The 15,606-nt window shown below is 74.3% G+C and carries 11 protein-coding genes; 1 reads left to right on the top strand and 10 read right to left on the bottom strand.

Annotated elements, in window-relative coordinates:
- Nucleotides 1-47: 47 nt before the first annotated feature.
- Nucleotides 48-494, bottom strand: coding sequence for a nitroreductase family deazaflavin-dependent oxidoreductase (locus tag D7231_RS00505; protein WP_120752877.1), 447 nt, complete (start codon nucleotides 492-494; stop codon nucleotides 48-50).
- Between the two features lie 143 nt (nucleotides 495-637).
- Complete coding sequence (locus D7231_RS00500; RefSeq protein WP_120753367.1) at nucleotides 638-1,693, bottom strand: magnesium and cobalt transport protein CorA; 1,056 nt, start codon at nucleotides 1,691-1,693, stop codon at nucleotides 638-640.
- A gap of 121 nt (nucleotides 1,694-1,814) precedes the next feature.
- On the opposite strand from D7231_RS00500, the gene D7231_RS00495 reads away from it, so the two are divergent.
- Nucleotides 1,815-2,447, top strand: a complete 633-nt coding sequence (locus tag D7231_RS00495; protein WP_120752876.1) for an ATP-binding protein — start codon at nucleotides 1,815-1,817, stop codon at nucleotides 2,445-2,447.
- Nucleotides 2,448-2,489: 42 nt separating this feature from the next.
- On the opposite strand, the gene D7231_RS00490 is transcribed toward D7231_RS00495, so the two are convergent.
- The 8 genes from D7231_RS00490 to D7231_RS00455 form a co-directional block, all read right to left on the bottom strand.
- Nucleotides 2,490-2,819, bottom strand: coding sequence for a hypothetical protein (locus tag D7231_RS00490; RefSeq protein WP_228774854.1), 330 nt, complete (start codon nucleotides 2,817-2,819; stop codon nucleotides 2,490-2,492).
- A gap of 160 nt (nucleotides 2,820-2,979) precedes the next feature.
- The gene (locus D7231_RS00485) at nucleotides 2,980-3,747 is read right to left on the bottom strand and encodes a thioesterase II family protein (RefSeq protein WP_120752874.1); all 768 of its coding nucleotides are present in this window, start codon (nucleotides 3,745-3,747) and stop codon (nucleotides 2,980-2,982) included.
- 109 nt (nucleotides 3,748-3,856) lie between these two features.
- Entirely contained in the window at nucleotides 3,857-5,467 is a 1,611-nt protein-coding gene (locus D7231_RS00480) for a GMC oxidoreductase (protein ID WP_120753366.1), read from the bottom strand.
- 256 nt (nucleotides 5,468-5,723) lie between these two features.
- The gene (locus D7231_RS00475) at nucleotides 5,724-8,597 is read right to left on the bottom strand and encodes an AAA family ATPase (protein ID WP_120752873.1); all 2,874 of its coding nucleotides are present in this window, start codon (nucleotides 8,595-8,597) and stop codon (nucleotides 5,724-5,726) included.
- A complete protein-coding gene (locus D7231_RS38060) occupies nucleotides 8,594-11,290 on the bottom strand; it encodes an AAA family ATPase (protein ID WP_120752872.1) in 2,697 nt (898 codons plus the stop codon). The genes D7231_RS00475 and D7231_RS38060 overlap by 4 nt, the downstream gene beginning before the upstream one ends.
- 14 nt (nucleotides 11,291-11,304) lie before the next feature.
- The gene (locus tag D7231_RS00465) at nucleotides 11,305-14,112 is read right to left on the bottom strand and encodes a helix-turn-helix transcriptional regulator (protein WP_158673695.1); all 2,808 of its coding nucleotides are present in this window, start codon (nucleotides 14,110-14,112) and stop codon (nucleotides 11,305-11,307) included.
- Nucleotides 14,113-14,357: 245 nt separating this feature from the next.
- On the bottom strand, nucleotides 14,358-14,936 hold the full coding sequence (locus tag D7231_RS00460; protein WP_106679608.1) for a LuxR C-terminal-related transcriptional regulator: 579 nt from the start codon (nucleotides 14,934-14,936) through the stop codon (nucleotides 14,358-14,360).
- A 436-nt stretch (nucleotides 14,937-15,372) separates the two neighbouring features.
- Nucleotides 15,373-15,567 (bottom strand): ferredoxin, encoded by a 195-nt coding sequence (locus D7231_RS00455; protein ID WP_120752870.1) that lies wholly within the window; start codon nucleotides 15,565-15,567, stop codon nucleotides 15,373-15,375.
- Nucleotides 15,568-15,606: the final 39 nt, after the last annotated feature.

The raw sequence follows: 15,606 nt of genomic DNA, 5'->3' as shown, positions 1-15,606 counted from the left end.
CCTCGCGAGGCCGTGGCCAGGACCGTCCGTTCAGCGAGCGCCGCCGCTCAGTAGCCGCCGCTCGCCCGCTCCAGGACGAAGACCGGGATCACGCGGTCCGTCTTCTTCTGGTAGTCGGCGTAGTCGGGAAACGCCTGGACCGCTCGCTCCCACCAGACGGCCTTCTCCTCGCCGGTGACCTCCCGGGCCGTCATGTCCCAGACGTCCTTCCCGTCCCGGAGTTCCACGTGTGGGTCGGCGACCACGTTGCTGTACCAGGACGGGTTCTTGGGCGCGCCGCCCAGCGAGGCGACCGCCGCGTACGCGCCCTCGTGCTCCACGCGCATGACCGGGGACTTGCGGAGCTTGCCGCTTTTGGCGCCCCGGCTGGTGAGGATGACGACGGGCAGCCCGCGGATCGTCGTTCCCTCGGTGCCGCCGGAACCCTCGTACTTCTCCACCTGCTCCCGCACCCACGCCGTAGGGCTCGGCTCGTACTCGCCGTCAAGAGGCATGACATCTCTCCCGTCGTCGGAAACCCGTGTCACTGCACGCAGCGTCTTGTGAAACCTGAAGGGCCCCGTGGGCATTCCCGCGGCCGGCCGGTCTTCCGAGCGGGACCCGTCCGGGCGGCGCTCCCGGCGCTCCCGGCGCTCCCTCACCTTCCCGTAACCGCCGGGGCGCGCGGGGCCGTGTTGCCCACTTCCGGCGCGGGCGGCGGGAGGTGTCTGCGCCGCCTCCGCAGCCATACGTACAGCAGCAGGCAAGGCACCAGCAGTCCGCAGACGGTGAGGACGAGGAACGCCGTGAAGCTGCTGATGCTCCTGACCAGCCAGTCGAAGTTCTGCCCGAAGAACCCGACCACGAAGGACAGCGGCAGGAACACGGAGGCGAGGATCGTGAGCCGCTCCATCGTGTCGCTCTGCCGCAGGTTGATCTTGTTCTGTTCGACGGAGATCACCGCGATGTTCGCCTCGAGAACGGTGGCCAACAGGTCACGCTGGGCAGCGACCTCCTCGTTGACCAGTAGCAGGTGGTCGTGCACGTCCCGGAAGTACGGGCGGAGCTCGGCCGGCGACTTGCCGGGCTGGAGCCGCCGGGTGAGCACGGCGAGCAGCGGGTGCACGGCGCGGTAGAAGTCGGTGGCCTCGCGGCGCAGGGAGTAGATCCGCTCGGTCGGGGCGACCGCCCCGGAGAAGACCGTGGCCTCGATCTGCTCGATGTCGCGTTCGAGTTCGCCGACGACCGGCGCGTAGGTGTCGACGACCTGGTCGAGGATGGCCCACAGGGTGGAGGAGCTGCCGGCCCGCAGGAGCTCGGGGCGGCGTTCGAGCCGGCTGCGGGCGCCGTGCAGTTCGCTGGCGATGCCCTGACGGACGGTGATCACGAAGTGTTCGGCGAGGAAGACGCTGATCTCGCCGGTGTCGATCTCCTCGCGCTCGTCGTCGTAGCGCGCGGTGCGCAGGATGATCAGCTCGGTGCCGTCCTCGTACTGCTCGGCCTTCGGCCGCAGGTGGAAGGCCCGGGCGTCCTCGACGGCGAGTTCGTGCAGGCCGAAGCACTCGCGCACCCTGGCCAGCTCCTCCGGGGCCGGTTCGAACATGCCCAGCCAGACGAACCCGCCCTGCTTGCAGCGCTCGGCCGCCTGCTCCAGCGGCATCGCGCCCTCGTGCTGCCGGCGCCCGTCGCGGTAGTGCGCGCAGTCGACGATCACGACCATCCTCCTCGCGTCCCCCGCACACGCCTTACAGCCCCGATACTCCCCTTTTCCCACCGGAATGTCCCTGCGACGGGCCCGAAGCAGCGTCACCTCCGGCGGCCCGCATACTGGCCCGATGGACACACCACGATCTTCCTGGCGCAACACGACGCACGATTGGGCGAACGCCGTGGACCTCGATCATCTGGCCTCCATCCGGCGGGACCCGGACGCGTTCGCTCCCGGGGGCGTTCCGCACCTGGTCCTCGAAGTCGTCGCCTACGCGGCCGACGAGGCGGAGCACAACGGCCGGGGCGGCGGCCACTGCGTGGTCACGCTGCACCCCGACGGCTCGGTCTCCGTGGCGGATGACGGGCGGGGCACGGACACCCGCCGCGACGAGCACGGTCAGATCGTGAAGAAGCCCGTCATGGCGACGAGGGACCTCCGCTTCTTCGACCACCCCGGCGCGCAGCTTCTCCCCGACGGCCGTCCGCGCCGGGGCATGTCCGTCGTCGCGGCGCTCAGCGAGTGGCTCGTCCACACGAACCGGCGCCGCAACGGCTCGTGGACCCAGCGGTACGAGCACGGGGTTCCCGTGAGCGATCTGACGCCGGTCGCCGGCGACGGGCCGAGCGGAACGGTCGTCCGCTTCCGCCCGGACGAGAAGCTGCGCGCCGCGGGCGCGTGGACGGCCGGCGAGCTCATACGGCTCGCCGCGCCGTGGCAGCACCTGTCCGTCGAAGTCGACGACCGCCGCGCCGGCTGATCTCCGGTCACGACGGCCGCCGCCTCCACCGCATGCCGCGGCTCAGATGCTCACGCAGACGCCGTCCTCGATCGTGCGGCCGTCGCGCTCCAGGCCGCCGCAGACCAGCTTCGAGTGGCTCTGCTCGTAGCCGACGGCCCAGCGGTGGGAGGCGGCGCCGACCTTCGGGGAGTGGTAATTGCCCCAGTACGAGCGCAGGGTTCCGGGCAGGCCGTCCTTGGTCCGCACCGTGATGTCCTGGACGAAGCGGTTGTGATGGGCTGTCATGACGCAGATGTACTTGCCGCAGTGTCCGTCGACCTGCGCGTGGGCCGGCGCCGCCGCCAGCAGTCCGAAGGTGAAGGCCGCGACCACGGTGGCAGTCTTCCTCATACGCTTCCCCCTGCTCATCGCTCCGCACACCGAGTGCGTGCGGACTCACGGGCCTCAGTAGACCCGCCGTCCGGCAAGGAAGGCCCCCGGTTCCGTGGTGCTTCCCCTCATCAGGTGGAATCGGAGCGAACGATGTGACGGCGCCGGAAATTGCCGCTCGCTACGCCCGTACGGGCGTCTCCAGCTGTTCGGCCATCAGGCGGACGATCTCCGCCTGGTGCTGGGCGAGGAAGAAGTGGCCGCCGGGGAAGACCTTCAGGTTGAAGGGGCCGTCGGTGTGGGCGGACCAGGCGGCGGCCTCCTCGACGGTGACCTTCGGGTCGTCGTCGCCGGTGAAGCTGGTCACGGGGCAGCGCAGGGGCGGCCCGGGCTCCCAGGTGTACGTCTCGGCGGCGCGGTAGTCGGCGCGGATGGCCGGGAGGATCATGCGCAGGACCTCGTCGTCGCCCAGCAGCTGCGGGTTCGTGCCGCTGAGGCCGCGCATCTCGGCGACGAGGCCGTCGTCGTCGCGCAGGTGGACCCTCTCGTCGCGGTGCGTGGAGGGGGCGCGGCGGCCGGAGGCGAAGAGGGCGGCGGGCACGATGCCCCGGTCCCGCTCCAGGCGCCGGGCGATCTCGTAGCCGAGGGAGGCGCCCATGCTGTGGCCGAAGAGGGCGAGGGGCCGGTCGGCCCAGGGCAGCAGGGCCTCGTAGACCTTGTCGGCGAGGGCCTGCACGGAGTCCAGGAGCGGCTCGGTGCGGCGGTCCTGGCGGCCGGGGTACTGCACGCACAGCACGTCGACGGACTCGGGCATGGCCCGGGAGACGGGGAAGTAGAAGCTGGCGGAGCCGCCCGCGTGGGGCAGGCAGACCAGCCGGACGCGGCTGTCGGGGCGCGGGTGGAACCTGCGGATCCAGAGGCCGTTGTCCTCGGTGAGCGGGGAGTTCACGGAATTCGTCCTTTACGGTCTCGCTCGCCGGGGGAAGGGGCGGGCCCCGGGCGTGGGCTGGGCACGGACGTGGGCGGGGGCCCCGGCACCGGCCCCCGCCCACGGCTCGTCAGGACTTGGTGACGTCCTCCTTGATGACGCGCTCGACGTTGCGCTCGGCCAGCGCCGTGATGGTCACGAAGGGGTTGACGCCGATGCTGCCGGGGATGAGCGAGCCGTCCGTCACGTAGAGGTTCTTGTAGCCGGCGACGCGGCCGTAGTTGTCGGTGGCCTTGCCGAGCACGCAGCCGCCGAGCGGGTGGTAGCAGAAGTCGTCGGCGAAGGCCTTGAGCTGCTTGCCGAAGAGGTCGTACCGGTAGATCGTGGTGTTGGCCTTGTTGATGCGGTCGAACAGCGACTTCGCGGCGGCGACGGCGGGCGCGTTCTGCTCGCGGGTCCAGCGCAGGTCGGCCCGGTCCTTGGCGGCGTCGTAGACGAAGGTGCCGCGCTCGGGGTTCTTGGTGATGGCCAGGTAGAGGCTGACCCAGGTCTCCAGGCCGGCCGGCATGGGGGCGATCTCGGCGAAGACGGGGGCGTCCTTGTTGTCCCAGTCGTCGATGCCGAGGGCGGGGATCGAGGACTGCTTGGTGCCCGTGGGGTTCCACATGTGGTTGGCGCGGGCGGTCATGATGTTGCCGTTGGGGCCCCAGCCGCCGCCGATCTCGGAGCTGAGGTTGGGGAGGGTGCCGGTCTCGCGGGCCCGCAGCAGCAGTTCGGTGGAGCCGAGGCTGCCGGCGCCGAGGAACAGGTGGCGGCAGGAGATCTCCTTGGTCGCCAGCAGCTTGCCGTCGGCGTTCTTCTGCTCGACGGTCAGCAGGTACGTGCCGTCCTTCTGCTGACGGATCGTCTTGACCTGGTGCAGGGTCTCGATGGTGACCTTGCCGGTGCCCAGGGCGGCGGCCAGGTAGCTCTTGTCGAGGGAGACCTTGCCGTGGTTGTTGCCGTAGATGACCTCGGCGGCCAGCGCGGACTTGGGCACCGTGCCGTCCGCCTCGCGGCGCATGTAGTCCCAGTCGTAGACGTTGGGCACGAAGGTGGTGCTCAGGCCCGCGTTCTTGGCCTGCTCACGCGAGACGCGGGCGAACTTGTACCACTCGGTCTGCTCGAACCAGTCCTTGTCGATGCTGTTGACACGCAGCGTGGAGTTGGCGCGCGGGAAGTACGTGGAGTACATCTCGGCCGCGTCGACCTGGGGCATGACCTCTTCGAAGTACGAGCGCCGGGGCGTGACCGCCATGCCGCCGTTGACGAGCGAGCCGCCGCCGACGCCGCGGCCGACGTACACCGACATCTGGTCGAAGTTCACGCGGTCCAGGACGCCCGCGTACGGGTCGATGTCCCGGTTGGCAAGGTCGAGCCACAGGAAGGAGCCGAGCGGGGCCTCGGTGCGGTTCTTGAACCAGCTGGAGCGCTTGTCGGGCTTGAGCATCCCGCTGAAGACGTTGCCGTCGGGGCCGGGCTGGTTCCACAGCTGGCCCATCTCCAGCATCAGCGTGGGGACCCCTGCCTCGCCGAGGCGCAGCGCGGAGACGGCCGCGCCGTAGCCGGTGCCGATCACGACGGCGGGGACGAACGTGCCGCCGGAGCCGCCGGCCGCGGTGGCCGCGGCGGCCCGCGGGGCGGCGGTGATCGTGGTCTGGCCGGCGAGTGCCGCGGCGCCCAAGGCCGCCAGGCCGAGCATGCGGCGGCGCGACAGGGGCTGGTGTGCTACCACGCTGTATTCTCCTGAGCTTTCGGGGAGAGGAAGGTGTGCCGGAAGGCCGGCCGGAGCGGCGCGGCCGGGGGCGAAATGGACGGTATTAAGACCGTGCGAGGGCTGTCAACGAATTCCGGACGGGGTGGGCTAACCCTGTGGACGCCCGTACCCGGAGGTTCGGTTACCCCGGGTACGGAGGCGGGCGTTACGGTACGGTCGGCACCCCGTGGCCCGGTGTCGCTCAGGCGTCCGCCGGGCCGGGCAGCAGGGGTGAGAACGCCGCCAGTTCGGCCCGGCCGGCGACCTTGAGCTTGCGGTAGGCGCTGGTGAGGTGCTTCTCCACGGCGCGCGAACTGACCTCCAGCCGCTCGGCGATGTTCTTGTTGGGCACGCCGTGGGCGGCGAGCCCGGCGACCCTGCGTTCGGCCCGGGTGAGCGCGGACACGGCCACCGGCTGCTGCCCGGAGCCGGCCGGGCCGGCGAGTTCCCGGGACGCCACCTCGGCGATCCACGGCACGCCGCAGGCGAGGGCCCGGTCGCGGGCGCGGCCCAGCCGCTCCTCGGCCTCGGCACCGCGGCCGGCGGCCAGCAGCCGCCGCCCGAGGAGCAGTTCGGTCCGTGCCGCTTCCATGGCGTTCACCGAACCCTGGAGGAGGGCGGCGGACTCGCGCAGCAGCTCGATGCCCCGCTCCCCCTCCGTGATCGCGCCCTTGACGCGCCGGGCGCGGCCGATGACGACGGGCGTGCCCCAGGCGACGGCCCGTTCGTACTCCTCGTCGGCGAGGTCGTGGGCCTTCCGGGTCTGGCCGAGCCGGTGGTGCAGGCCGGCCGCCCAGCTGCGCCAGGGGACGAGGGCGGGGTTGCGCCACTCGGCGCGTTCGGCCGAGCGGCCCCAGTCGAGGACGTATTCCAGGGCCGTGGCCGGGTCTCCCCCGGTCACGGCGACGGAGCCGCGCAGGAGCTGGAGCGGCGAGGGCCGGTAGTCGTGGTCGGCGGTCTCGCGGCGGTGGCCGAGCAGGAGCCGGGCCAGCCCGGTGTCGCGGCTCTGGACGGCGACCATGACGAGGGCGGTCATGGCAGGCAGCGTGGCCCACTCCATGATGCCGTGGGCGACGGCCTCCTCGGCGTGGGCCCTGGCCTCCTGGAGCCGCCCCCGGGCCAGCAGGACGTGGGCGAGTTCGGCGGCGATGACGGCCCGGGGCACGGAGGCGCCGTCCCGGCGCGCGCGTTCCTGCGCGATCGTCAGCCAGGGGCCGATGGCGTCCAGCGACTCGGCGGCCGCGAGGACGCCGCACAGGTGCGGCAGCGCGGTGTGGACGTGGCCGGGGGACGCCGGTTCGTGCTGGAGGACGCGCTCGGCCTGGTGCGCGACTTCCGCGCCGGTCATCCGCTGGGTGACGGTGGCGCCGTGCAGCAGTACGGTGACGAGTTCGCGTTCGGCCGCGGTGCCCATGGGGGGCGCGGCGCCCAGGGCGCGCAGGCGCGGCGCGCACTGGCTCATCTCCCCCGGCCCGGCGACGGCGACGTGGCGCAGGCGGGCCTCCAGCCGCAGGGCGGCCTGGCGTTCGGCGCCGGTGAGGGTGTCCGGGTCGCCCAGGTCGGCGGCCACCTTCGCGACGATGTCGATGACGGGCGGGGGGCAGCTGCCGAGCAGGAACGGCGGGGTGCGGGCGGCGGCGAGCGCGCGGGCGGTGGTGGTGGGGAGCAGCAGGAACGCCTGGGAGAGGTGGCGCAGGGCCGCCTGGGGGTCGATGTCGCGCTCCGACGCGGCCAGGTCGAGGAGCAGGGCGGCGCGGTCGGCGCCGGAGGGCGAGCTGCCGAGCAGGGCGTGGCGCAGGTAGCGGGAGGCTTCCCGGAGGGCTCCGCGCCGGCGGGCGGCGGTCGCGGCGGCCTGAAGGACTTCGACGGTCCAGGCGTCGTGGCAGGAGGTGACGGCGAGGAGCTGGGCGGCGGCCCGCTCGGCGGGGTGGCCGCCGTTGTGCAGCAGTTGTGCGGCGCGCAGGTGGATGTCCTCGTGCTCCGCGGGTGTCATCGACTCCTCGACGGCCTCCCGTACGGCGGGGTGGGCGAAGCACGGTGCGGGGCCGTCGGTGAGGAGGCCGAGGCGGCGCAGGGAGCGGGCGGCGTCTTCGCAGCCGGCGGTGTCGAGCTCCGCGAGCCGGCTGACCAGTTCGACGTCCACTTCCCGGCAGTGCTCGTGTCCGGGCACTGCGAGCAGGTCCGGCTCCTGGCCTTCTGCCGGCCGTCCCGGTTCCTGAGCGGGGTCCGCTTCCCGGCCGGGCTCGTGGTCCGGGTCCGTTTCCCGGTCCGGGCCCTGGTCGAGGACGGCCAGTGCCCTGGCGAGCCGGCGTACCGGTGCCGGCTGGGAGCGGAGGGCCACGGCGAGGCGTTCGTGGAGGGCCACGCGCCGGGGTTCCGGTGCGGCGAGGGCGTGGCCGGCCGCCGGCCCGGCGGCGGCGAGGGCGGTCAGGGCCGCGCTGAGGAACAGGGGGTTGCCGCCCGACGCCTCGTGGCAGGCGGCTATCTGCCCGGGCTCTCCGGGGTGCCCGAGGTGGTCGGCGACGAGGTCGGCGACGGTCTCGACGGGCAGCGGGGCCAGGTGGACGAGGCGGGCGGCGCGTTCGACGCACGTCTGCACCGGAGGGGCGTCCGCGCCCGGCTCGCCCTCCCGGAGGCTGACGACGACGACGGCGTGCAGGCCCGCCAGGCGCTGGGCGAGCTCGCCGAGCCAGCGCAGGGAGGCGGGGTCGGCCCACTGGAGGTCGTCGACGAGCAGCAGGAGGGGCTGGTCCCGGCTGAGGTCGGCCACGGAGGAGAGGAGTTCGGCGGACCGGTCCGGGCCGGGGACGAGGTCGAGGGGCCCGCAGCCCGGGAGCGGGTCGAGGAGCTGGCCGACGACGCCGAAGGGGAAGTCCTGCTCCTGCGGCGCGCAGCCGGCGGTCAGGGTGCGCAGGCCGCGGCGTTCGGCGAGTGCGGGCAGTCTGCGCAGCAGGGCGGTCTTGCCGCTGCCGAGGCCGCCGGTCACGGCCAGCAGGCGGCCGTCGCCGCGGCGGGCTGACTCCATCGCCGCGGAGATCAGGTCGAGTTCGCGTTCCCGTCCGCGAAGAGGTGTCATGGTGTCGCCTTCGGTCGGTGACCCAGTGCAGCGGCCAGTTCGGCCCGGCCCTGGATGCCCAGCTTGCGGTAGGTCTTGGTCAGGTGCAGTTCGACGGTGCGCGGGGTGACCGACAGCCGGTCCGCGATGGCCCGGTTGGGCAGGCCGTCGGCGGCCAGTGCGGCCACCCGTTGTTCGGCTCCGGTCAGTTGCTGCCGGGGTGCCGGGCCGGAGGGGGGCGGGGGCGGGAGCCTCCGGTCCTCCGGCCGGGCGGCGGGCTGCCGGTCATCGCGCGCGGTGCGGCGGGCGGTGGGGGCGGCGGCCTGCGGGGAGCTGGGCGGTGTGTGCCGGCCGGCGGGTTGCCCGGGCGGCGGCGGTTCGTCCGCCGGGGTGCCCGCGGGAGTTGCGGGGGCGCCCCAGGCGCGTGCGAGGCGCTGTTCTTCGGCGAGGAGGGCGGCGGCCGTGGTGCCGTCCGCCGTGGGGTCGCAGGCGGAGGCGGCGATCTTGCGCCAGGGCAGGAACGCGGGGTTGGTCACCTGCCGGGCGAGCAGTCTGCGCCCGCACTCCAGCAGGTCGGTCAGGGCCTGTTCCCGGTGGCCGCGCGAGAGGTGGATGCGGCCGCGGGCGTAGAGGAGCAGGGCGCCGGACAGCCCGGCCGCGGTGCCGTACGGGTGGGCCGGGCCGAGGAGTTGCCCGGCCTCGTCCAGTTCGCCCTGTTCCAGTCGTACGAGGGCCTCGAAGGCGATCAGCCCGGGGGTGAGGAAGGGGGTCCGGCCGCGGCCGCGCATGATCTCGCGGGCCCGGTCCAGGGCGCCTGCCGCGGCGTCGGGCCGTCCCCGGCCGAGTTCGGCGAGGCCCATGACGACCAGGGCCAGCCCGGCCACCGGGGGCACGTCGGCGTGCCGGGCGTGCAGCAGCACGGTGTCGGCGGCGGTGCCGGCCTCGTCGTGGTCACCGCTGAGCACCAGCGCGTGGCAGGCGGCGGTCTGGAGGAGGAGCGGCACGGTGCGGCGGGCGGCCGGGGCGAGGGCGGTGCGGGCCAGGTCGCGGGCGCGGTCGATGTCGTGGCCGCGCAGGGCGGTGCGCCAGGCCGCGGCCGCGGCTTCCGCCGGCGTGGCGGGCCGCGGGGGCAGGGGCGGGACCGGTGGGCCGTCCAGCTCGTGGGCGGCTTCCGGCTCGCTCTGCTCGGCGAGCCAGTACAGGGCGCGCAGGGCGGTCGCGTCGTCGCCGTCCGGTGCGGCGCGTCCGGCGGCGCGGGCGATGAGCGGCTGGGCGGCGGCCATGTCGCCGCGGGCGACGAGGAGTTCGGCGGCGTCGACCCAGGCGGGTCCGGCGGTGGTGCCGGCGGGGGCGAGCAGGGCCTGGCGCAGGTGCCGGTCGGCCGTCTCGGGGTCGGTGGGCAGGACGGCGGCCGCGAGTTCGGTCAGCAGCTGGACGCGCTGGGCGGGCGGCACGGGTTCGCGCAGGGCGCGCCGGAGCAGCCGGGCGGCGTCGGCCGGCCGGCCGGCGGCGCGGTGGAGGGCGGCCTCGCCGCGCAGGAGGCCGACGGCCCAGGCGGCGCCGGTGGGCCGGGCGCTCAGCAGCATGCGGGCGACGGCGCTGTCGGGGGCGGCGGTCCGGTAGGCCCATGCGGCGACGTCGGCGTGGAGTTCCTCGCGGCTCTGGACGCTCAGGGCGGCCAGGACGGTGTCGGCCGCGGCCGGGTGCCGGAAGGCGGGCCGGTCGCCGGGGCGGAGCAGGCCGGTTCCGGAGAGGCGGGCGAGGGCGCGGGGTGTGTGTGCCCCGGCGAGTGCGGTGACCATGGCGGGGGTGCAGTCGGGGCCGGCAGCCGCGATGACGCGCAGGATGGTGTGGAGCTCCTCGGGCAGCGCGGTGAGGGTGCGGCGGGTGCGGTGGCGTACGGCTTCCGCGACGCAGTCGGCGAGGCGGGGCAGGTGCTCGCCGGTGGGAGACCATCCGTGGCGGGCGAACCGGCTGATGACGGAGCGCAGCAGGGCGGGGTTGCCGTCGGCGGCCCGCGTCGCGGCCTCCTGGAAGGCGGGGTCGGCCGGGGCGGACCAGGCCTGGGCGAGGAGCCGGCCGACGGCCTGGTCGGGCAGCGGGCCGAGGGTGAGGGTATGCCGGGCGACGGTGTCTTCGCCGTCCAGCGGGCAGGGGGCGATGCGCTCGCCCGGCTCCGCGGGGGCGGCGTCGCTGCGTGCGGTGAGCAGCATCAGGGAGGTTCCGCCGAGGCGGCGGCCGAGGGCTTGCAGCCAGCGCAGGGACGCCTGGTCGGCCCACTGGACGTCGTCGACGGCGACGAGCAGCGGCTCGGTGCGGGCGGCGGCGAGGAAGACCCGGCACAGGGCGGCCCGTTCCAGGTCCCGTGGTTCCCGGTGGGGCGGCGGGGCCGCGGCGTGGCCGCTGCGCGCCAGGGCGCCGTAGAGCCGGGCGGCGAGGCTGTGCGGGCGGCCGGCCTCCTCCGGGCAGGCTTGGGCGGCGGCGACCCGTACGCCTGCCCGCGCGGCCAGGACGGCCGTACGGTCCAGCAGGGCGCTGCGGCCGGTGCCGGGCGGGCCGTGCACGTCGGCGACGGCGGGCAGGCCCCGGCGCAGGTTCAGGAGGGCCGCGGTGAGCAGGGCCTCTTCTTGTTCGCGCCCGGCGAGCGGCGAGGGCCCGCCGGGGGCGTCGCCGCCCGGGCGGGGGCCGGGCAGGGGGGTGCTGGTCGGTGGCATGGCCGTCGTCTCCGTCACCGGCCCGTCGCCAGCAGTCCGGAGGGGCGCAGGCCGCCGGGGAGCTCGGAGCGGCCCCGCACGTCGAGCTTGCGGTAGACGTTGGTGAGGTGCATCTCGACGGTGCGCGTGGTGATGAACAGGGTCTCGGCGATCTTCTTGTTGCTGACGCCGTCGCGGGCCAGGGCGGCCACGCGGCGCTCGCTGCCGGTGAGGGAGTCGAGGGCGCTGGTGGCGAGTTGCGGCATCCGCCCGCCCGCGTGGACCAGCAGCCGGCGCGCGGTGGCGGCCAGCAGGTGGTAGCCGCAGTGGGTGGCCCGTTCGATGACGCGGCGCAGGTGGCGGCGGGCGCCGTCGGCGTCGCCGTGGAGCAGCAGTTCGTGGCCGAGCTGGTATTCGGCCTTGGCCAGTTCCAGGCGGGCCGGGGAGGAGGCGAGGACGTCCACGGAGTCGTTGAGCAGCCGCAGCCGGGCCCGGCCGTCGGCGACGCAGGAGGCGGCGAGCATGCCCAGGCCCAGGGCCCGGGGGGTGCCCCAGCGCCGCAGGTTCGGCTGGACCTCTTCGACGATCGCGGCGGCCTCGGCGGTCCGGCCGAAGCGGGCGAGGGTGCTGACGGCGGGCAGCCACCAGGGAGCCAGGAGCGGGTTGGCGACCCCGGCCTCCGCCAGGCTGCGGCCGCACCTGCGCCACACGGCCAGGGCGCCTTCCAGGTCGCCGTGTTCGCGCAGGGCCCGGCCCCGGACGTAGAGGTAGTGGTGCCATTCGTAGAGGCGGCGTTCGAGCGCGGCGTCGGTGCGCACGAGGCGGTCCAGGACGAGGGCGGCCTCGGCGGTGCGGCCGGCGGAGAGCAGGGCGCTGCCCAGGGCGATGTGCGCGAGGGGCGCGGGGTCGCCCGGCCCGGACCGCTCGGCGAGGGCGAGCGAGGCCCGGGCCTGCCGCAGGGCGCCGGCGATGTCGCCGGCGTTGTGGAGGATGAGGGAGCGGCCGGCCAGCGCGGGGACGCGCACGCGGGCGGCCTGGCGCGCGGGGCCGCCGGCGCAGGAGCGCTCCAGGCCGGCGAGGGCCTCGTCGACGGCGTCGGCCTGGCTGAGGACGGTGGAGGGCCCGAGGACCCACCAGCCCGCGGGGGCGGCCTCTTCGACGCGTAAGGCCTTGCGGGCGAGGGCGGCCGCTTCCGCGGCCGGTCTGCCGTCCAGGCACGTCATGACACTCATGGCGGCGAGCAGCTGGCGTTCGGCGGGGCTGTCGCCGCGGGGCAGGGTCCAGGTGAGGGCCCGTTCGCGGGCGACGGACATGGCCGTCGTGTCGTTGACGGCGGTGACCAGGAGGGCCGAGGCGATGGTGGTGCGCAGTTCGCGGTCGGCGGGCCCGGGGTCGGCGCCCGGGCCGGCGTCGAAGTCGTCGAGGACGCTGCCGAGGGTGCGCACGGCCTCGGTCGCCTGGCGGGTGCCGGCGGCGGAGAGGCCGTAGTCCATGGCGATGGAGGCCTTCTCCCGGGCGTCTTCGGTCGCGGCGAGGGCCTTGTGGAGGTGCCACAGGGCGGCGGCCGGAGCGGTGGGGGCGCAGGCCCTGGCCAGTTCGCGGTGGACGTCCTTGCGTTCGGCGGCGGTGAGCCGTGCCGTCAGGGCGCGGCGCAGGCAGCCGACCACGTCCGGGCCGGCGGCCCGGCCGGGTGTCGCGGCGATGGCGTCGCGGAGGACGGCGAGCATCCAGGGTTCGTCGATGCGGTCCAGGAACAGGAGCTGGGCGACGACGTCGGCGGCCGGCCGGCCTGCGTCGTTGAGGAGCCTGGCGGCGCGGGTCCGCAGTTCGCGCACGGCGCCGGCGGGCAGGCCGGCGAGGACGGCCCGGCGGACGGGGTCGCGCATCACCGCGCCGCGCGTTCCGGGGGTGGCGGCCTCGAACCGGCGCAGCACGGCCAGGGCGGTCTCGGCGCGCCGGGCCGGTATGCCCGCCAGCGCGCCCAGCAGGTCGGGGTCGGCGCGGCCGAGGACGGCCAGGGCCGTGGCCACCTGGCGGACGGGGCCGGGCTGGACGGCCAGGAAGTCGGGTATCAGGGAGGCGAGGATGCCTCCGTAGACCGAGCGCAGCCGGCGCAGGCCGCTGCGGTCGGGGCGGATCCCGGCGGTGCGCAGCCCCGCGAGGAGCCGCCCGAGGAGGTGCGGGTTGCCGCCGCAGAGCTCCGCGCAGCGCCGTGCGAAGAGCGGGTCGACGGGCCCGCCCAGCGCGCGGTCGATCATCCGGCCGGTGCCGGTCTCGCTCATCGGGCCCAGTTCCAGGAGCGTACAGCGGTCCTGGGCCAGCAGCTCGGCGAGGACGGCGGTGCCGGGGCCGTCGCTCTCCGTGCGCTGGGCGAGGAGCACGAGGAGGGGCTGCCCGGCGAGGCGGCGCAGGGCGAAGTCGAGGCGGCGCAGGGTTGCTTCGTCGCAGCCCTGGGCGTCGTCGACGACGAGGGCGAGCGGGCCCGCGGCCAGGCGCCGGGCGAGGTGGGCGTGGAAGCGGCGGCGGTCCGCGTACGGGTCATCGGGCGGCGGTACCGCGGGGTCCGCGGCCACGGGCCCGGCGGGGCCGGCCGGTTCGCCGGCGCCGAGGGCCGGTGCCGTGCTGCCGGTCAGGGTGCGGACGGTGAAGCCGTCGGCGCGCAGGTGGACGGCGGCGGCGGTCAGCAGGCTGCTCCTGCCGATGCCGGCCGGGCCCCGGACGAGCATCGCCTGTGCGGTTCCGGCACGGGCCCGGCCCGCCTGCCGCAGCACGCTGTTCAGTTCGGCGGAGCGGCCGACCAGGGTCCGGGAAGACTCATGACGTGTCTCGGGGATGACCGTCACACGGTTCCTTTCACGAAGCCTGACGCGACCTCGGGGGACTGCCGGCGCGTCGGCGGCCGGCCCTGGGGAGGGGGCCGGCCAGCAAGATCCAGTCAACACGACAGTAGGAAACGGAAGTGAACATTTCCACCTGTCTTTGAGTCAGAACAGGAATCTTATGGCCGAATTGTCACCACTGGCGCAAACTGGCGCCCCTGGTGTCCCCGGCACCCCCGGCGTCCCGGGAGCCTGCCCAGGGGCTCAGCTCACTTCACGAAGTCGTCCACGACCTCCGGCGGCCAGGTGCCGACCTTGAGTACGCCCATGGAGTAGGCGCGGGAGACCAGCGCGGCGCGGTTGGGCACCTTCAGCTTCCGCAGCAGGCAGGTCACGTGGTACTCGACGCCCTGCCGGCTCAGGTAGAGGCGCGAGGCCAGGGGGACGGTGGAGACACCGGCGGCGATCCCTTCGAGGATGCGCGCGTCCATCGCGGAAAGGATCTTCTTGCGGTTGGTCACCACGCGCGTCCCCTCGGCGTCCCGGGCCGTGGGCATCATGACCAGGATCGCTGTCGTGTCGGGCAGTCCGCCGCGCACCGCGACCGCGGTGAGGGGGACGGTGAAGGCGGATTCCTCGCCGGGCCCCACGGCGATGACGGGGGTGACGAAGCGCTGGTGCTTTCCTTCGAGCAAGTGGGAGAACTGGCGCATCAGCGGCTGCTGAACACTCGGGTGCACGACGTCACGAAAGCTGCGACCGCATATTTCCTCGGACGAGCCGTTGAACTGGCGGAAGAACTCCTGATTCGCCTGCTGGATGGTCAGGCTCTTATCGAGACTTGCCATGCACAGGCCCGGCGCCGCAGGTGCTGCATTCAACAAGGGATGGATCCCCTTCAGGAAAGTTCATGGAGGGTGAAATCAATTGGGAGGCTAGTGAGATGCCGGACCGGCGGTCAACGACAGCCCGGCGGCGCGGGCTTAAGACTGCGGCTCCGCGGAAAAAGTTCGGTACCCGAAGCCGGCTTCCGCAGGGGTTCGGTACGGTCGGAGTCGCGCCAGCTTCTCCGGTGCGTTCACGCCACACCCGGGGCGCTATTTCGCCTTCCATGAACAAGTGCTTACCCGGCTGTCACGCGCCGGTAATAAATCACTGGCACACACTGTCGCACGGGAGCGCCGCGGAGACCAGACCCGAAGCGGAGACCGGACCCCGACGACGGCTGCGGGGCCCGCGGCCGCTCGCGCGGTCGCGGGCCCCGGGCCTCCCGGCCGGTGCCGCTCAGCCCTCGGAGATCTCGATCGCCTGGACCGGGCAGGCCATCGGGACGTCGAGGAGGCGCGGGTCGCCCGTTCCGTCCTCGTACCCCGGCACCAGGGCGACCAGCGCCTCGTCGTCCTGCGTGAAGACGCCGGGCGCGGTCATGGCGCACTGGCCCGAGCCGATGCACCGGTCGCGGTCGATGGTGATGCGCACGGCGCGGTGTCCTTCCCTCGCTTCCGTCCCTTCCACCCG

Source organism: Streptomyces klenkii (assembly GCF_003626645.1).
Lineage (GTDB): Bacteria > Actinomycetota > Actinomycetes > Streptomycetales > Streptomycetaceae > Streptomyces > Streptomyces klenkii.
This window is presented reverse-complemented; position numbering and strand designations above follow the sequence as displayed.

Excerpts from the sequence above, each read along its gene's own strand:
- D7231_RS00475 (WP_120752873.1), bottom strand. The coding sequence starts at position 8,597 with ATGACACCTCTTCGCGGACGGGAACGCGAACTCGACCTGATCTCCGCG.
- D7231_RS00495 (WP_120752876.1), top strand. The coding sequence starts at position 1,815 with ATGGACACACCACGATCTTCCTGGCGCAACACGACGCACGATTGGGCG.
- D7231_RS00505 (WP_120752877.1), bottom strand. The coding sequence starts at position 494 with ATGCCTCTTGACGGCGAGTACGAGCCGAGCCCTACGGCGTGGGTGCGG.
- D7231_RS00460 (WP_106679608.1), bottom strand. The coding sequence starts at position 14,936 with ATGGCAAGTCTCGATAAGAGCCTGACCATCCAGCAGGCGAATCAGGAG.
- D7231_RS00480 (WP_120753366.1), bottom strand. The coding sequence starts at position 5,467 with ATGCTCGGCCTGGCGGCCTTGGGCGCCGCGGCACTCGCCGGCCAGACC.
- D7231_RS38060 (WP_120752872.1), bottom strand. The coding sequence starts at position 11,290 with ATGCCACCGACCAGCACCCCCCTGCCCGGCCCCCGCCCGGGCGGCGAC.
- D7231_RS00490 (WP_228774854.1), bottom strand. The coding sequence starts at position 2,819 with ATGAGGAAGACTGCCACCGTGGTCGCGGCCTTCACCTTCGGACTGCTG.